Raw genomic sequence first — 16,822 nt, 5'->3', positions numbered from 1 at the left:
CTTGCGGAGCCCGTGATTCAGAGCCGCTCGTAACCGGGCAGCGTCAGAAAATCGATCAGGGTATCGGCGCAGGTGATCTCTTCCATCAGGACGCTTGCCTCGGCGAAGCGACCCGACTGCCAGCGGGCTTCGCCCACCTCGCGTTTGACCACCTCCTGCTCCTCGGCCAGCATCTGGCGGAACAGATCCTTGGTCACCACCTGGCCGTTGGAGAGGCTCTTGCCGTGGCGGATCCACTGCCAGATGGAGGTGCGGGAGATCTCGGCGGTAGCCGCATCTTCCATCAGACCGTAGATGGGCACGCAGCCGTTGCCATTGATCCAGGCCTCTAGGTATTGCAGAGCGACCCGGATGTTGGTGCGCATGCCTGCCTCGGTGCGCTCGCCCTCGCAGGGTGCCAGCAGGTCGGCGGCTGTGATGGGGGCATCCTGCTCGCGCAGCACGCCGATCTGGTTCTTGGCGCCGGCCGGGATGGTGGCGTTGAACACGGCCATGGCGGTGTCGGCCAGGCCCGGGTGGGCCACCCAGGTGCCATCGTGACCGTTGTCGGCTTCACGCTGTTTGTCGGCATGTACCTTGGCGAAGACCTGCTCGTTGACGGCGGCATCCTTGGCCGGAATGAAGGCAGCCATGCCCCCCATCGCCAGCGCGCCGCGCTTGTGACAGGTCTTGATCAGCAGTCGCGAGTAGGCGGAGAGGAACGGTTTGTCCATGGTCACCACCTGGCGGTCCGGCAGGACGCGATCCGGGTGGTTCTTCAGGGTCTTGATATAGCTGAAGATGTAGTCCCAGCGGCCGCAGTTGAGGGCCACGATGTGATCCTTCATCTGATAGAGCAGCTCGTCCATCTCGAACACCGCTGGCAGGGTTTCGATCAGCACGGTGGCCTTGATGGTGCCGCGGGGCAGGCCGAACTTGTCTTCGGTCCAGGCGAACACCTCGCTCCACCAGCGCCCTTCCAGGTGGCTCTGCAACTTGGGCACGTAGAAGTAGGGGCCGGATCCCTTGGCCAGCAGCGCCTTGTGGTTGTGCAGGAAATAGAGGGCGAAGTCGAACAGGCCGCCGGGAATGGGGGCACCATCAAAGGTGACGTGTTTTTCCGGCAGGTGCAGACCGCGCACCCGGCAGATGAGCACCGCAGGATCGGCATTGAGGGTATAGGATTTCCCCTCCGGGCTCTGGTAGGCAATGGTGCCATTGACCGCATCGCGCAGGTTGATCTGACCCTCGATCACCTTGTTCCAGGCGGGGGCCAGCGAATCTTCGAAGTCCGCCATGAACACCTTGACGTTGGCGTTGAGGGCGTTGATCACCATCTTGCGCTCGACCGGGCCGGTGATCTCCACACGGCGATCCTGCAGGTCGGCAGGAATGCCGCGTACCGTCCAGTCGCCGGCGCGGATGTGGGCAGTCTCAGGCAGGAAGTCCGGCAGCTCGCCGCCATCGATACGGGCCTGGCGTGCCACACGTTGTTTCAACAATTCGTCCCGTTGGGGAGCAAAGCGTTCCACCAGTTCGGATACCAAGGCCACCGCGTCCGGCGTCAGAATTTGCGCGTAATCGGGGTGCATTTCGCCCTGGATGCGCAGACGGGCGCTACAGTGGGTCTGGGCCGGTGCCGACATAGTGTTCACTCCTTTGATAATTACATTTTGAACTAATTAACTACGACTAAAGTCGATCCCTGTTTTTTCAATCTTCCCGTAACAACGGGATAACACGATTCATAAGGTGCGAAATATTGCTCTATTCGTCAACAGCTTTTTTAAAACACCCGTTTTGGTAATGATGTTAACTATATGTTTTAAATGAGTTTGTTTGATTAGCGCAAAAACTCTATGCAGATGGTTATGCTCTTGTTTTCCACCCCTTCGCGGTGGCCCCATATCGGGGGGAGAACAGTTGACGGGATGTAACTTATTACGTAATAAAATTACAAATGCAAAAACAAATCCCGACCTCACTCCAAGCTTTCAAAAAACGTCCGTATGAAATGCGTTTGAGCAACCCAGCAAGCGCTTGGTGCCTTCTGGCATTGGCTGGAGAACGGTTGTTTAAAACTCAAGTCGCTCAATGGGACCAAATGGGGTCCGGTGGCAGCCGAGTGAGAAAGTGATGGGCAATAACGTAGGTTTGTATCACCTCAGGGGATGGCGTGTGCAGGTGAGGGGAGGAACGCTGGTAGCAGATATGACTGCCGCTGTTTCGTTACGCAGGATATTGTTGTTATTTGTATCAGCGGGCCATCCTGGCCCTCAAAGGAGGTATCAAGGGGAGATGATCCCGAGTGTCGCGACCCTGATCTCCTGTGACAGGAAGGGTTGACGCCAGGGTTGACGGTTCAGTAGTCATCGTCCGGCGCCGCCAGATCGACGATGTCGAGCCGTACGACGGGGCCATGTTCGGCCACATACTGGTTGGCACCGATTTCGGTGGCCGGCTGGGGCAGGGGAGAGTGTTCGGGTTGTGCTTCAACTGCTTGCGTCATGGGTGCTTGCCTCACTGGATTGCAAGCCGGTTGGTGACTCCATCACCCGGGTTTCCACCTCCCTGTACGAAATGCCGGCGGAAAAGTCGCGTATCCTAGCGATACTCTCGAAAGGTTTCAAGCGGTTCTGAATAAAATCCGTACCGCAACTGATTGGTGACTCTTTGAAGGAGAGGGCGTGACACGAGAGGCTAACGGCGAGCGGCGGGTGAAGATCGGGATGACGGATAAAAAAATAGCCCAGTCGCTGGACTGGGCTATTTTCGGGGAATGATGGTCGGCGTGAGAGGATTTGAACCTCCGACCCCTGACACCCCATGACAGTGCGCTACCTGGCTGCGCTACACGCCGACAAGGTCAGTCTGTGCTGACGGGGAGGAAGTCTAATGTTCCGCACCTTTGGACGCAACTCCTTTTTTATCATAGAGATGCTGATTGCTTCTTTATTGCTCAGCACAGATGGAACTTGGGGGCGCCAGCGGGATTTGGCATAATCGCCGCCCCGCCGCGGGCATGGATGGCGGGACCTATGCCACAGAGATCGGCGGCATGGGGCCGTGATACCGTCTTTCGCCGACAGCATGATCTGTCGTCATCAACCAGTCAGAGAGGAGCAGGGCGTGAAACCATCGGACGTTGCAGCACAGGCGAGCCAGCACGAGCAGGATGAACGCTGGATGCGCCATGCCATGGCGCTGGCCGCCAGGGCCGAGGGGATCGGCGAGATCCCGGTGGGCGCCGTGCTGGTGCTGGGGGAGGAAATCGTCGCAGAGGGTTGGAACCGCTCCATCAGCGAACACGACGCCTGCGCCCATGCCGAGGTGATGGCGCTCCGGGCCGCCGGCGAACGGCTGCAAAACTACCGTCTGCTCGACACCACCCTCTATGTGACCCTGGAGCCCTGTTGCATGTGTGCCGGTGCCCTGATCCACAGCCGGGTCAAGCGGGTGGTTTATGGCGCGCGGGACTTGAAGACCGGCGCGGCCGGCTCAGTGTTCGAGATCCTGCAGGACCCGCGTCACAATCACAGGGTCGAGCTGACCGGCGGCGTGCTGGCAGAGGCCTGTTCGGCCCAGCTGTCGGATTTCTTCAGGCGTCGCCGCGCCGAGAAAAAGGCCGCCAGATTGGCACTGCAACAAACCCCGGCCGCCGACGATTGAGGCGCATCGGCGCAAGCGGTGCGCTCCAGCGGCGCTTGCACTACATTTTTAACCTTATAAAACAGTTGTTTGTCATCTTCTTAATGGCATCTTTGATGCCGCTTTCTTGCCTGCAAATAAGCCCGGTTCACGGGACCTTCATGTAACAAAACTGTCATGCAACCGCCATATAATGCCGCCAAGCCTAGCTCACATTGAGGTTTTGCATGTCATCGGAATCGTTGCACCTGGTTATGGCGGGGAGCAGAAAGCGCCGTATCAAGGATAAGTTGGCCAAGTACGGGGTGACCACGGGCGGAGCCCTGGTACTGGTCGCCCTGTTGCTTATTTTCTTCTATCTGCTCTATGTGGTGAAACCCATCTTCAATGGCGCCTCCATGGAGCCGACCGCATCGTTTACCCTGCCCATTCAGGGCAAGACCGCCTGGCTCGGGGTTGAGGAGCAGAACGAGATCGGCTATCGCTTCAGCGACCAGGGCCAGGTCAACTTCTTTGCCGTCCAGAATGATGGCAAGGTCAAGGTGGGCCAGTCGCTCGGTCAGGCACAGGTAAAGGGTGACATCACCGCCGTCGCGCCGCCGTCGCCGGGCCAGAAGCTGATGGCCTACGGTTTTGCCGACGGCAAGGCCCAGGTGGTGCAGCCCGCTTTCAAGGTCTCCTATCCCAACGACGTGCGGGTCATCGAGCCCAGTCTGCAGTACCCCTTCGGCGAAGAGCCGGTCGTGGTGGACCCTGCGGGCAAGGCGCTGTCGCTGATGGTATTTGAAGCCACCAAGGACAAGATGGCCACAGCGGCCGTGACCGCCGATGGTCGCGGCGTCATGATGGTGATGAGCGGCGAGGAGAACTTCCTCTCCGGCGAAGTCGAGTGGAGCGCCCAGAACTACAGCATCCCCTCCCTGCCGCGCCACGTGGATCAGATGTTGCTGACCCCCAACCTGCGCATCCTGTTCGTGCGCGATGGCAACCGCCTCTCGGTCTATGACATCCACAACCTGAACGACATCTCCCTGCGCAACGTGCTGGAGATCAACGCCCCCGATGCCAACGTGACCCGGGTCGAGCTGCTCTCCGGTGCCTCCTCTCTGCTGGTGGGCAACGACAATGGCGTCATCTCCCAGTGGTTCGAAGTGGCCCGGGATGGCAAGCGCCAGTTCACTCAGATCCGCGACTTCAAGGGCGATGGCGCCGTGGCGCAGCTGACCCCGGAACATTTTCGCAAGGGTTTCATCAGTGCCGACAAGAGCGGCACCATCAGCTTCTTCCACGCCACCGGCGAAACCAAGCTGCTGAGCGAGAAGGTGGAGGGCGGCGCCCTGTCGGCGCTGGCCATCTCCCCCCGTCACAACGTGCTGCTGATGCAGCAGGGGGATGCCTTCAAGCTGTTTGCGGTGGAGAACGAGCACCCCGAGGTGACCTGGTCGGCGCTCTGGCAACAGGTGTGGTATGAAGGCTACCCCGAGCCCCAGTACGTCTGGCAGTCCACCTCCGCCAGCAACGACTTCGAAGCCAAGCTGAGCCTGGTCCCGCTGGTGTTCGGTACCCTCAAAGCCTCCTTCTATGCCATGGTGTTTGCGGTGCCGCTCGGCGTCGCCGGCGCCATCTACACCGCCTACTTCATGTCGGCGGGGCTGCGCAAATACGTCAAGCCGACGGTGGAGATCATGGCGGCCCTGCCGACCGTTATCCTCGGCTTCCTGGCCGGTCTGTGGCTCGCTCCCATCATCGAGGGGGCGCTGCCCGGCGTGGTGCTGCTGCTGATCCTGCTGCCGATGGGGATGCTGCTGACCGCCTTGATCTGGAATTACCTGCCGGAGCGCGGCAAGGCCTGGTTGCCGGAGGGGTGGCACGCCATCCTGCTGATCCCGGTACTGCTGCTGATTGGCTGGGGCGCCTTCGCGGTGAGCCCTCTCATCGAGAACGCCTTCATGCACGGTGACTCGCGCATCTGGCTGACCCACGACATGGGCATCAAGTTTGACCAGCGCAACTCCCTGGTGGTCGGCATCGCCATGGGCTTTGCGGTCATTCCCACCATCTTCTCCATCGCCGAAGACGCCGTCTTCTCGGTGCCCAAGCACCTCACCCAGGGCTCCCTGGCCCTCGGTGCCACCCCGTGGCAGACCTTGAGCCGGGTGGTGATCCTCACCGCCAGCCCGGGCATCTTCTCGGCGGTGATGATGGGCCTTGGCCGCGCCGTGGGCGAGACCATGATAGTGCTGATGGCCACCGGCAATACCCCCATCATGGACTTCTCCATGTTCCAGGGGCTGCGCACCCTGGCCGCCAACATCGCGGTGGAGATGCCGGAATCGGAAGTGGGCAGCTCTCACTATCGGGTACTGTTCCTCGCCGCCTTCGTGCTGTTCGTGTTCACCTTCTTGTTCAATACCCTGGCCGAGTTCATCCGTCAGCGGTTGCGTGAAAAATACAGCTCCCTGTGATGGGCTGCTCTGTAAGGATCGAGGAATCGACAATGGGTAAGTGGTTTAAATCGGGGGCCCCCTGGATCTGGATGACCGGCGGCGCCGTCAGCCTGAGTCTGGTAGCGGTACTGGGTCTGCTGCTGCTGATCGGCTGGCGTGGTCTGGTCTACTTCTGGCCCCACCCCATCTATGAGTGGCAACTGGAAGACGCCCAGGGCAACAAGAGTGTGCTGATCGGCGAGATCAACGACCGCGAGCTGGTGCCGGTCGAGCGGCTGCGGGCCGCCGGCCTGCCGCTGGCAGGGGAGGAGCGCGAGCTGCTGACCCGCTATCTGGTCAAGACCGGCAACCGCGAGTTCGTCGACCTGGACTTCCGCTGGGTGCTGGAGACCGACATCAAGTCCCAGAGCCTGCCGGCGGAGCTGGCCATGGTGGAGCGCGCCACCAACGGCAACTTCTACGGCTATATCGTCGCGGTGAAAGAGGATGGCCACGAGCTCACCTCGGATCTGCATCCTGCCCTGCAGCGGGTGTTGGCGCGGGCCAACGGCCTCTCAAGCCAAGCCGACGATCTGCAAAAAGGGGACATCGGCAGCATCAACTATCAACTGGAGCGGCTGCGCCTGAAAGAGCGCAAGGCCGAGCTGGATGACAAGCTGACCGATCAGCTTAAAGCCGAGCTGGCGAGCGAGCGTCAGGCTCTCAACGATCGCTATCAGGTGCTGGAGAAGGAGCTCTTCTCCCTGCGTGCCCAGGCAGACAGAGACAGCATCACGGTCAAGGACATGCGCGGCGAGCTGGTGACCATGCCCATGTCCAAGGTACTGGACGTGGTGTGGCCCAACGACATGAGCCTGCCGGCCAAGGTGGGTTACTGGTTCCACCAGATCGGTAAGTTCGTCTCCGACGATCCGCGCGAGGCCAACACTGAGGGCGGGGTATTCCCGGCCATCTTCGGCACCGTCTTCATGGTGTTCCTGATGGCGATCATCGTGACTCCGTTGGGGGTCATCGCAGCGGTCTACCTGCACGAGTACGCGGGCAAGAACAGCCTGACCAAGATCATCCGCATTGCGGTGATCAACCTGGCGGGCGTGCCCTCCATCGTGTACGGCGTGTTCGGTCTGGGCTTCTTCGTCTACACCCTCGGTGGTTCGCTGGACCAGCTGTTCTATCCGGAAGCGCTGCCGAGCCCGACCTTCGGCTCCCCTGGCGTCATCTGGTCGGCGCTGACCCTGGCCATCCTGACCCTGCCGGTGGTGATCGTCTCCACCGAAGAGGGGCTGGCCCGGATCCCGAGCACCATCCGCCAGGGGTCCCTCGCGCTGGGTGCCACCCAGGCCGAGACCCTGTGGCGCATCGTGCTGCCCATGGCGAGCCCGGCCATCATGACCGGCCTCATTCTGGCCATCGCCCGCGCGGCCGGTGAGGTGGCGCCGCTGATGCTGGTGGGGGTGGTGAAACTGGCGCCGACCCTGCCGATGGACGGCAACTTCCCGTACCTGCACGTGGAGCGCAAGTTCATGCACCTGGGCTTCCACATCTATGACGTCGGCTTCCAGAGCCCCAACGTCGAGGCGGCGCGTCCCCTGGTCTACGCCACCTCCTTCCTGCTGGTGACGGTGATCGTCGGCCTCAACCTGACGGCCATCGGGATCCGCAACCACTTGCGTGAAAAATTCCGGTCGCTGGAACATTGATAGACCAGCACCACAGAGACGGGCAGGGAACGGGGTTCCCTGCCAGCCAAGCGTTCCGGCCGCGGGCCCTGAGAGTGCCCGCCGCCATCGACAGATTTTGAGGTAACAGATGATCAACGTAACGACCGCAGCGACCCAGCACACCGCGACCGACCTGCTCAACCTGAGCCCGGAGCAGACCGCGCTGGAGGTGAAGGATCTCAACCTGTACTACGGCAACAAACAGGCGCTGTTCAACGTCAACATGAAGATCCCCAAGGGCCAGGTCACCGCCTTTATCGGCCCCTCCGGCTGCGGCAAGTCCACCCTGCTGCGCTGCATCAACCGGATGAACGACCTGGTGGAGATCTGCCGCATCGAGGGCGAAATTCAGCTGCACGGCCACAACATCTACGACAAGAGCGTCGATGTCTCCGCTCTGCGCCGTCAGGTGGGCATGGTGTTCCAGCGCCCCAACCCCTTCCCCAAGTCCATCTACGAGAATGTGGTCTATGGCCTGCGCCTGCAGGGCATCAACGACAGACGCACCCTGGACGAGGCGGCCGAGCGCTCCCTGCGCGGCGCGGCCCTGTGGGACGAGGTGAAGGATCGCCTGCACGACAACGCCTTCGGCCTCTCCGGTGGTCAGCAGCAGCGTCTGGTGATTGCCCGTGCCATCGCCATCGAGCCGGAAGTGCTGCTGCTCGATGAACCCACCTCGGCGCTCGACCCCATCTCCACCCTCACCATCGAGGAGCTGATCAACGAGCTCAAGAGCCAGTTCACCGTGGTGATCGTGACCCACAACATGCAGCAGGCGGCGCGGGTGTCGGATCAGACCGCCTTCATGTACATGGGCGAGCTCATCGAGTACTCGGACACCAACACCATCTTCACCACCCCGGCCAAGAAGAAGACCGAAGACTACATCACCGGTCGTTACGGCTAAGGGATGCTGGTGATGGAGATGAGCAAGATGAGCATCAACAAACAGATTACCCGTCAGTTCAACGGCTAAGGCGTGTTGGTGCAACAAGGGTTATGGGGATGAGCAAGATGAGCATCAACAAACAGATTACCCGTCAGTTCAACGACTAAGGCATACTCGGAGCATCAAGGATTATTGGTATGGACAATATGAACCTCAACAAACACATCTCCGGTCAGTTCAATGCCGAGCTCGAGAGCGTGCGCAACCAGGTGCTGGTGATGGGCGGGCTGGTGGAGCAGCAGCTGACCGACGCCATCGCGGCGATCCACGATCAGGATCTGGACGCGGCGCGCAAGATCGTGGCCAACGACCATAACGTCAACGCCATGGAAGTGGCGATCGACGAGGAGTGCACCCGCATCATCGCCAAGCGCCAGCCCACCGCTTCCGACCTGCGGCTGGTGATGGCCATCATCAAGACCATCACCGATCTGGAGCGCATTGGCGATGTGGCGGACAAGATAGCCCGGATGCTGACCGACAACGCCAACAAGCCGCAGCCGCCGCTGGTGTCGCTGGAGAACATGGGCCGCCGCACCATCAAGATGCTGCACGACGTGCTGGACGCCTTCGCCCGCATGGATCTGGACGCGGCCCTGGCGGTCTACAAGGAAGATGACAAGGTGGACCGCGAATACGAGTCCATCATCCGCGAGCTGATGACCTACATGATGGAAGATCCGCGCACCATACCGCAGGTACTCAACGTGCTGTGGGCGGCGCGGGCCATCGAGCGGGTGGGGGATCGCTGCCAGCACATCTGCGAGTACATCGTCTATTACGTCAAGGGCAAGGACGTGCGCCACACCAAGGCGGACGATCTGGGCACCCTGCTGGGGAAAGGGTGAGTCTGAAATGAATAAAAAGGCGCTTTGAGCGCCTTTTTTGTTGCCTTTTCAGTCAGTGCAAGATATCGCCACCCGACTGGCGCTTTTCTGCTAGAATATGCCCCCTGTGTGAGTCCCGGATCGACTCACGGTCCGGTCTCCCGGACCCAGTTTGCCGTCTTGTGCTAAGGCGGGTGTAGCAATAGGTTAATCATGAGTTTTGCCGATAGTTTATTTTTCCTGATGCTGCTGGTTGCCGGCAGCGTGTTCTTCTCTCTCTCCGAGATATCCCTCGCCGCCTCCCGCAAGATCAAGTTGCAGGTGATGGCCGATGAGGGCAACCGCCATGCCGAAAAGGTACTGGCATTGCAGGCCCAGCCGGGCAACTTCTTTACCGTGGTGCAGATCGGGCTCAATACCGTCGCCATCCTGGGCGGTATCCTGGGCGAATCCGCCCTGAACCCGGCCATCAAGGAGCTGGTCTCCGAGTTCTATCAGGGGCCCTGGCTGAGTGAAATCAGCTCGGCGACCTCTTTCGTGTTCGTCACCGGCATGTTCATTCTCATCGCCGATCTGATGCCCAAGCGCCTCGCCATGACCATGCCGGAGCGGATCGCCGTGGTGGTGGTGCGCCCCATGCTGCTGTGCGTCACCCTGCTGATGCCGCTGGTGTGGCTGTTCAATGGCATGGCCAACGGCCTGTTCCGGCTGCTGCGCATCTCCATGGTGCGCAACGACGAGATCACCTCCGACGACATCTATGCGGTGATGGATGCGGGGGCCGAAGCGGGCGTCATCCAGCGCGAGGAGCATCAGCTCATCGAGAACGTGTTCGAGCTGCAGTCCCTCGGCGTCACCTCCGCCATGACGGCACGCGAGAGCCTCATCTACTTCACCCTGCAAGAGGGGGAGGAGAGCATCAAGGCCAAGATCGCCGAGCACCCCCACAACAAGTTCCTGGTGTGCGACCACAACCTCGACAGCATCAAGGGCTTCGTCGACTCCAAGGAGCTGCTGATCCGGGTCATCAGCGGCCAGAGCATCGATCTCAACAGCGGCTCCCTGGTGCAGAATGTCATCATCATCCCCGACACCCTCAACCTCTATGAGGCGATGGAGTACTTCAAGAACCATCGCGGCGACTTTGCGGTGGTGATGAACGAGTACGCGCTGGTGGTGGGTATCGTCACCATGAACGACCTGATGAGTACCGTCATGGGCGAGTGGGCCACCCACGTGGTGGAAGAGCAAATCGTGCAGCGGGACGAGAACTCCTGGCTGGTGGACGGGGTCACCCCCATCTCCGACGTGATGCGTGCCTTCGACATCGAGGAGTTCCCGGAAAACCAGAATTATGAAACCATCGCCGGCTTCATCATGTACATGCTGCGCAAGATCCCCAAGCGAACCGACTCGGTCAAATACGCCGGTTACAAGTTTGAAGTGGTGGACATCGACAGCTACAAGATTGACCAGCTGCTGGTCACCCGGGTAGAGGCCACGCCGGCCGACAAGCCCGCTCAGGAATCGTAAAAGGAGCTCGTTAGCAATCATGAAGATGCAGTCTCATTCCCGTGCGCTGGCCTGTGTGGCGCTCGCCCTGGCACTCGGTGCCTGCAGCCAGAGCGCACCGCGCAAGGCCACTCCCGTCGCCAAGCCGGCCGCTCCCAAGGCTGCCGTGGTCATGCCGCAACCGGATCCCGATGCGGTGGTGCAAAGCGCCGTGGCGGAGCCGAGCCCGGTGTTCGACGAGGAGTATCATGGCCCGGATCAAGGTTCGCTCGAGTCGGTGACCGCCCTGTTTGCCCGCGGCTACATCGAGTCGGCCATGCGCGAGACTATGCTGGCGGCGGTGCACAGCGACTACCCGCTGCTCGGCATGCGAGACGTGCGCCTGACCGACCCGGTGGCCAAGTTCCTCACCTCGGCCCAGGCCCGTACCACGGCCCACGACTACCTCTATGCCGGGGTGCAGCGCCGGTTGGGCCGCCCGCTCAGCCCCGCCCAGTGGGAGCAGATCTGGCAGGGGTATCCCCAGCAGGGTCGGGTCTCCGACTGGGTCAAACAGACCAAGCGGGTTCTGGTCGGGCGTTGAGCCGCCAGTTCATCTGTTGCCACAAGAGGCCACCTTAGGGTGGCCTCTTGTTTTTCTACCTTCTGCATTTTGTGGTTTTGCGGTGATGCCGGTTGCCGTCGGGCGGGCTTTACTTTATCTTGTTTTGGCCATCTAAACATCCACATGTTTTTATGGCTAATTTATTCAGGATGACGATGGCGACGGGTTGCCGCGCCGCCGGGGCAGGCGCAACGGATAAAGCGCACAGACCCGCACAGCAAGACAACAACACAACAAGAGACGAGACAGATGGATACGCAGGCATTGTGGATACTGGATGGCGGCATGGGGCGTGAGCTGGCACGGCGGGGCGCGCCGTTTCGCCAGCCGGAGTGGTCGGCGCTGGCCCTGATGGAGGCCCCCGAGACGGTGCGCGAGGTGCATCGGGCCTATGTGGCGAGCGGGGCACGGGTCATCACCATCAACAGCTATGCCCTGGTGCCGTTTCATATCGGTGAGGCGCGCTTTGCGGCAGAGGGGGAGCGGCTGGCGGCCCTGGCCGGTCAGCTGGCCCGCGAGGTAGCCGATGAACAGGCAGGCAGCGTGCAGGTGGCCGGCTCCTTGCCGCCGCTCTTTGGATCCTACCGCGCCGACCTGTTCGACGCGGGCCGGGTGAGCGAGCTGGCGACCCCGCTGATCCGGGCGCTCTCCCCCCACGTGGATCTCTGGCTGGCGGAGACCATGAGCCTCATCGCCGAGCCGCTGGCCATCCAGGCCCTGCTGCCCGAGGATGGCAAGCCGTTCTGGGTCTCTTTCACCCTGGAGGACGAGGCACCGGGCAGCGAGCCGACCCTGCGTTCCGGCGAGCGGGTGGCGGACGCCGTCGCCGCCTTGGCCGATGCCGGGGTGGACGCCATTCTGTTCAACTGCTGCCAGCCCGAGGTGATCGACGCCGCGCTCAAGGTGGCCAGGGCCGGCCTGCAGGCCCTGGGTCGCACCGACATCCGGCTCGGCGCCTATGCCAACGCCTTCCCGCCCCAACCCAAGGAGGCGACCGCCAACGACGGGCTGGACGAGATCCGCACCGATCTGGGACCGCTGGATTACCTCGGCTGGGCCGAGCGCTGGCGCGCTGCCGGGGCAAGCCTCATCGGCGGTTGCTGCGGCATCGGCCCGGAACACATTGAGGCGCTGGCCAGCCGGCTGCGTTAAGGAGCGCCCATGAAAGAGAGCAAGATAGGCCTCTGGTCCCTCACCGCGCTGGTGTTCAGCTCCATGGTGGGGGCGGGTGTCTTCAGCCTGCCCCAGAACATGGCCGAGGTGGCTGGCGCGCGCGCCGTACTGATCGGCTGGGGCGTCACCGGGGTGGGCATCCTGGCGCTCGCCATGAGTTTTCTCTATCTGTCGCGCTTAAGGCCGGAGCTCGATGGCGGCATCTACAGCTATGCCCGGGCCGGCTTTGGCGAGCTGGTGGGGTTCTTCTCCGCCTGGGGTTATTGGCTGTGCGCCACCATCGGCGTGGTGGGCTATCTGGTGATCGCCTTCGCGGCGCTGGGCAGCTTCGTCGACACCCCGGAGCGGGTCTGGTTTGGCGAGGGCAACACCTTGGCGGCTTTTGTCGGCGAGTCCTGCATCCTCTGGGCGGTGCACCTGCTGGTGGCCCGCGGCGTGCAGCAGGCGGCGCTGTTCAATTTGGTGGCGACCCTGGCCAAGAGCCTGCCGCTGCTGCTGTTCATCCTGTTCGCCTGCTACTGGTTTGACCCGGTCACCTTCGCGGCAGATCAGCAGGGCAGCACTCTGGCGACGCCGGTCTCCGAGCAGGTGCGCAACACCATGCTGATCACCCTCTGGGTCTTCACCGGCATCGAGGGGGCGGCTGTGCTCTCGGCCCGGGCCAGAAACAGGCGGGACGTGGGCACGGCCACCGTGCTCGGGGTGGTGCTGGCGTTGCTGCTCTATGTGCTCATCTCGGTGCTGGCGCTCGGGATATTGAGCCGCCCCGAGCTCGCGGCCCTGCCCAACCCCTCCATGGCGGGGCTGATGGCTCAGATGACCGGCTCCTGGGGCAAGCTGCTTATCAGCGCCGGCCTTATCGTGTCGGTGCTCGCCTCCTACGTGAGCTGGACCCTCTTCTCGGCCGAGGTGCCGTTCAGCGCGGCGGGCCACGGCGCCTTCCCGGCCATCTTCCGGCGCCAGAACCGCAACGGCACCCCCATCGCATCGCTCTGGCTCACGAGTCTGACGGTGCAGGGCTGTCTGCTGCTGGTGTGGCTGCTCGGCAAGGGCTACACCAACCTGCTGCTTATCTCCACCTCCATGATCCTGGTGCCCTACCTGCTGATCGGCCTGTTCCTGCTCAAGCTCTCCTTGCGTAGGGAGGGTAATGGTCTGATGCGGGTAGTGGCGCTGGTGTCGAGCGGTTACGGTCTCTGGTTGCTCTACGCCGCCGGGGTGGAGTACCTGCTGCTGTCGCTTCTGCTCTACGGGCCGGGTCTGCTGCTGTTCCTCTACAGCCGGCGCCAGCTGGGGGCCGAGCAGCCCCTGAGCGGACGCGAGCGGCTGCTGGCCGGGGTGACGCTGCTGAGCCTCATTCCCGCCGTCTGGTCCTTTGCCCACGTCTGACCGGGTGGTGACCCAATGCAAGAGAGCGCCCAAGGGGGCGCTCTCTTTTTGTCTGCGACGTTGTGCCTAGCGGCTGGCGGGGCCGGCCGGCTTGCCGAACAGCACCGCGAGCTTCTGTCGCCAGGGCAGGCCCCGGGCCTCTTGCAGCATGTCACGCCACTCGTGGAAGGTGAGGGTGAGCGGGTTGAAGCTGTGGATGGGTTTGGTGATGCCAAAGCGACACGGCTCGCCTAAGTCTTCTTCCACGAAGGTACCGAACAGCCGGTCCCAGATGATGAGCACCCCGGCGAAGTTGCGATCGATATATTTGGCGTTGCTGGCGTGGTGCACCCTGTGGTGGGAGGGGGTGTTGAAGAGCCACTCCAGCCAGCCAAGCTTGCCCACCACCTGGGTGTGGACGAAGAACTGAAAACCCAGGCTCAAGAGCACGGTGGCCACCACGGCCTCGGGCGGGAAACCGATGAGGATCATGGGGGTCCAGAACAGCCACATGCCGGAGACCGGGTACATCAGGCTCTGGCGAAAGGCGGTGGAGAGGTTGAGCCGCTCCGAGCTGTGGTGCACCACGTGGGAGGCCCACAGCCAGCGCACATGGTGGCTCGCGAAGTGGAACAGCCAGTAGCAGAGATCCTGCAGCAGGAAGAGCAGCAACAGGCTCCAGACGTTCAGTTCTATGTCCAGCAACCGCCAGCCCCAGAGGGCATCGTAGAGGTAGGCGATGGCGATGGCCGCCAGCGCGTCGACCCCCTGATGCATCAGCGCCAGGGTGGCGTTGGCAAAGAGATCCCGCCACTGGTAGCCGGCGCTGGGAAAGGCGGCGCCATGCTTGCGCAGGTAGAGCATCTCCCAGCCGATAAAGGCCACAAAGATTGGCGAGAGGTAGAGCAGGAGCAGTTGCACATCCATGTCGGGCATCCAGTCAGAGCAATTGCTCTCCAGCATAAAGGATGAATGCAGACTTTCATTAACATTTTGCTGCGGTGGGTGTGTTCAGCTGGAGCTTGATGTGGCATGTGGCCAGCGGCGGCCCATCAATTGGTATGACGACTCCCTGAGCGGCGGGCGCAGTGACTATGCTTGATGAGGCTTTCTACCTCTGGAGTGGCAGATGATGCGGCTGTGGTGTTGTTTGTTGATGGGGGTCTGCCTGCTGGCGCAGGCCAAGACCCGGGTCGAGATCCTGGCCGATGCCAACTATCCCCCCTATTCCTGGCAGGAGGGAGAGGAGGTCAAGGGGATCTATGCCGACATAGTGCGCAGCGTGACGGCGTCCATGGATGGCTACGAGGTGGTGATCAAGGCCATGCCCTGGCGACGGGGTCTGAGCATGGTGGAGCAGGGCAGCGCCTTCGCCATCTTCCCGCCCTACTACCAGCCAGACGGTCGCCCCTGGATGTGGCCCTACTCCCAGCCCCTGCTCGACGAAGAGTTGGTGGTGATGTGTGGCGCCGGGGTGGCCGTCAACACCCCGCAGGCGCAGTTCCCGACCGACTACTACGGCCTGCGCTTTGGCATGAATGCCGGTTTCACCATCGGCGGCGCCCCCTTCTGGCAGGCCATCAAAGAGCAGAAGATCGGGTTGGAGGAGGTGAAGAGCAACCGGGAGAACCTGCTCAAGATCGTGCGTGGCCGGGTGGACTGCACCGTCAACGACCGGCTCTCGCTGCTCTATGAGCTGCTCAGCATGATCAAGGGCAACCAGCTGGCGGTGGCCGACATGTCCCAGCTCAAGCAGGGGCCTGTGCTCAGCCGGGAGCAGGGGTTTCTCGGCTACAGTCGCAAGGGGGAGTTCGACTTCAAGGAGGACTTTGTCGAGCAGTTCGACAAGCATCTCTACGAACTCAAGAAGCGGGACGGGATCCGGACCATAGTGGAGCATTATCTGGGAAAGTCCCCGCGCTGAACTGATGATGGAGCCGGTCAGATTCAGCCTTCTCGTCGTGTCGGCCAAGCAACAGAGGGACTATGAGTCCCTCTGTTGCTTTTATGATCAGCTTGATCTTGCCCATATGACAACCGCATTTCCTCATGCCTCACCACCATCTGGCGACTGGTCTGTTTGATAATTCAATGTAACCTGTTGTTTTCAAATGATTGATGAGGCAGTTATGCAGTGGGTGAAGAGAGGGGCTGTGATCGCCCTGTTGTGGAGTGGCGGTGTGTGGGCCGATCCCGCTCAGGAGCTGGTCAGTCTGCTCAACAGCGAGCAGCAGGCGGAGCAGCTGCAGGCCCAGATGCAGGCACAGATGATCCCGCTGATCATTCGGGGCGCCGGTGAACATGCACAGGAGCTGGCCCAGCACCGCGATGTACTGGAAGCCTGGTTTGCCCGTTATCTCTCCTGGCCGGCCATGAGTGCCGAGGTGGCCACCATCTACCGCAAACATTTCACCGAGGCCGAGCTCAATGAGCTGATCGCCTTCTATCAGAGTCCGGTCGGGAAAAAATCCCTGGATACCATGCCGGCCATCTTTCAGGAGAGCTCGCTGGTGGGTAAATCCCTGGCCGAGCGCAACATGCCGGCACTGCAAACCATGCTGGATGAAGCAAAGCGCAAAGCGACAAAATAGACG

The 16,822-nt window shown here is 61.7% G+C and carries 14 protein-coding genes and 1 tRNA gene; 11 read left to right on the top strand and 4 right to left on the bottom strand.

Annotated elements, in window-relative coordinates:
- Window positions 1–17 precede the first annotated feature (17 nt).
- The 3 genes from aceB to ACB033_RS04975 form a co-directional block, all read right to left on the bottom strand.
- The gene (gene aceB, locus ACB033_RS04985) at window positions 18–1,625 is read right to left on the bottom strand and encodes a malate synthase A (protein ID WP_139725868.1); all 1,608 of its coding nucleotides are present in this window, start codon (window positions 1,623–1,625) and stop codon (window positions 18–20) included.
- A gap of 716 nt (window positions 1,626–2,341) precedes the next feature.
- Complete coding sequence (locus tag ACB033_RS04980) at window positions 2,342–2,488, bottom strand: hypothetical protein (protein WP_017778551.1); 147 nt, start codon at window positions 2,486–2,488, stop codon at window positions 2,342–2,344.
- A 274-nt stretch (window positions 2,489–2,762) separates the two neighbouring features.
- Window positions 2,763–2,839, bottom strand: a tRNA-Pro gene (locus tag ACB033_RS04975).
- Between the two features lie 269 nt (window positions 2,840–3,108).
- Between ACB033_RS04975 and tadA the strand changes: the two genes are divergently transcribed.
- The 9 genes from tadA (at window position 3,109) to ACB033_RS04930 (ending at window position 14,249) form a co-directional block, all read left to right on the top strand.
- Entirely contained in the window at window positions 3,109–3,648 is a 540-nt protein-coding gene (tadA, locus tag ACB033_RS04970; RefSeq protein ID WP_017783968.1) for a tRNA adenosine(34) deaminase TadA, read from the top strand.
- Between the two features lie 206 nt (window positions 3,649–3,854).
- A complete protein-coding gene (locus tag ACB033_RS04965) occupies window positions 3,855–6,092 on the top strand; it encodes an ABC transporter permease subunit (protein WP_123246944.1) in 2,238 nt (745 codons plus the stop codon).
- 32 nt (window positions 6,093–6,124) lie between these two features.
- Window positions 6,125–7,774 carry a phosphate ABC transporter permease PstA gene (gene pstA / locus ACB033_RS04960; protein ID WP_005302737.1) on the top strand — a complete coding sequence of 550 codons (1,650 nt, stop codon included), beginning with the start codon at window positions 6,125–6,127 and terminating at the stop codon, window positions 7,772–7,774.
- Window positions 7,775–7,883: 109 nt separating this feature from the next.
- Complete coding sequence (gene pstB / locus ACB033_RS04955; RefSeq protein WP_005302736.1) at window positions 7,884–8,702, top strand: phosphate ABC transporter ATP-binding protein PstB; 819 nt, start codon at window positions 7,884–7,886, stop codon at window positions 8,700–8,702.
- Window positions 8,703–8,881: 179 nt separating this feature from the next.
- The gene (gene phoU / locus ACB033_RS04950; RefSeq protein ID WP_005302735.1) at window positions 8,882–9,592 is read left to right on the top strand and encodes a phosphate signaling complex protein PhoU; all 711 of its coding nucleotides are present in this window, start codon (window positions 8,882–8,884) and stop codon (window positions 9,590–9,592) included.
- A gap of 192 nt (window positions 9,593–9,784) precedes the next feature.
- Window positions 9,785–11,104, top strand: a complete 1,320-nt coding sequence (locus ACB033_RS04945) for a hemolysin family protein (protein WP_010633484.1) — start codon at window positions 9,785–9,787, stop codon at window positions 11,102–11,104.
- A 19-nt stretch (window positions 11,105–11,123) separates the two neighbouring features.
- Complete coding sequence (locus ACB033_RS04940) at window positions 11,124–11,666, top strand: hypothetical protein (RefSeq protein ID WP_162519947.1); 543 nt, start codon at window positions 11,124–11,126, stop codon at window positions 11,664–11,666.
- 270 nt (window positions 11,667–11,936) lie between these two features.
- Window positions 11,937–12,839, top strand: a complete 903-nt coding sequence (locus tag ACB033_RS04935; RefSeq protein WP_139726102.1) for a homocysteine S-methyltransferase family protein — start codon at window positions 11,937–11,939, stop codon at window positions 12,837–12,839.
- 9 nt (window positions 12,840–12,848) lie between these two features.
- Complete coding sequence (locus ACB033_RS04930; RefSeq protein ID WP_139726101.1) at window positions 12,849–14,249, top strand: basic amino acid/polyamine antiporter; 1,401 nt, start codon at window positions 12,849–12,851, stop codon at window positions 14,247–14,249.
- Window positions 14,250–14,315: 66 nt separating this feature from the next.
- On the opposite strand, the gene ACB033_RS04925 is transcribed toward ACB033_RS04930, so the two are convergent.
- Entirely contained in the window at window positions 14,316–15,155 is an 840-nt protein-coding gene (locus tag ACB033_RS04925; RefSeq protein ID WP_162519946.1) for a sterol desaturase family protein, read from the bottom strand.
- Window positions 15,156–15,384: 229 nt separating this feature from the next.
- Between ACB033_RS04925 and ACB033_RS04920 the strand changes: the two genes are divergently transcribed.
- Complete coding sequence (locus tag ACB033_RS04920) at window positions 15,385–16,152, top strand: ABC transporter substrate-binding protein (RefSeq protein ID WP_017765601.1); 768 nt, start codon at window positions 15,385–15,387, stop codon at window positions 16,150–16,152.
- A gap of 205 nt (window positions 16,153–16,357) precedes the next feature.
- Window positions 16,358–16,819, top strand: coding sequence for a DUF2059 domain-containing protein (locus tag ACB033_RS04915; RefSeq protein ID WP_139726099.1), 462 nt, complete (start codon window positions 16,358–16,360; stop codon window positions 16,817–16,819).
- Window positions 16,820–16,822 lie beyond the last annotated feature (3 nt).

It is taken from the genome of Aeromonas sp. S15(2024) (assembly GCF_041402265.1).
GTDB classification, from domain to species: domain Bacteria; phylum Pseudomonadota; class Gammaproteobacteria; order Enterobacterales; family Aeromonadaceae; genus Aeromonas; species Aeromonas dhakensis.
The sequence above is the reverse complement of the archived record's forward strand: the minus strand, read 5'-3'. Positions and strand labels throughout refer to the sequence as shown.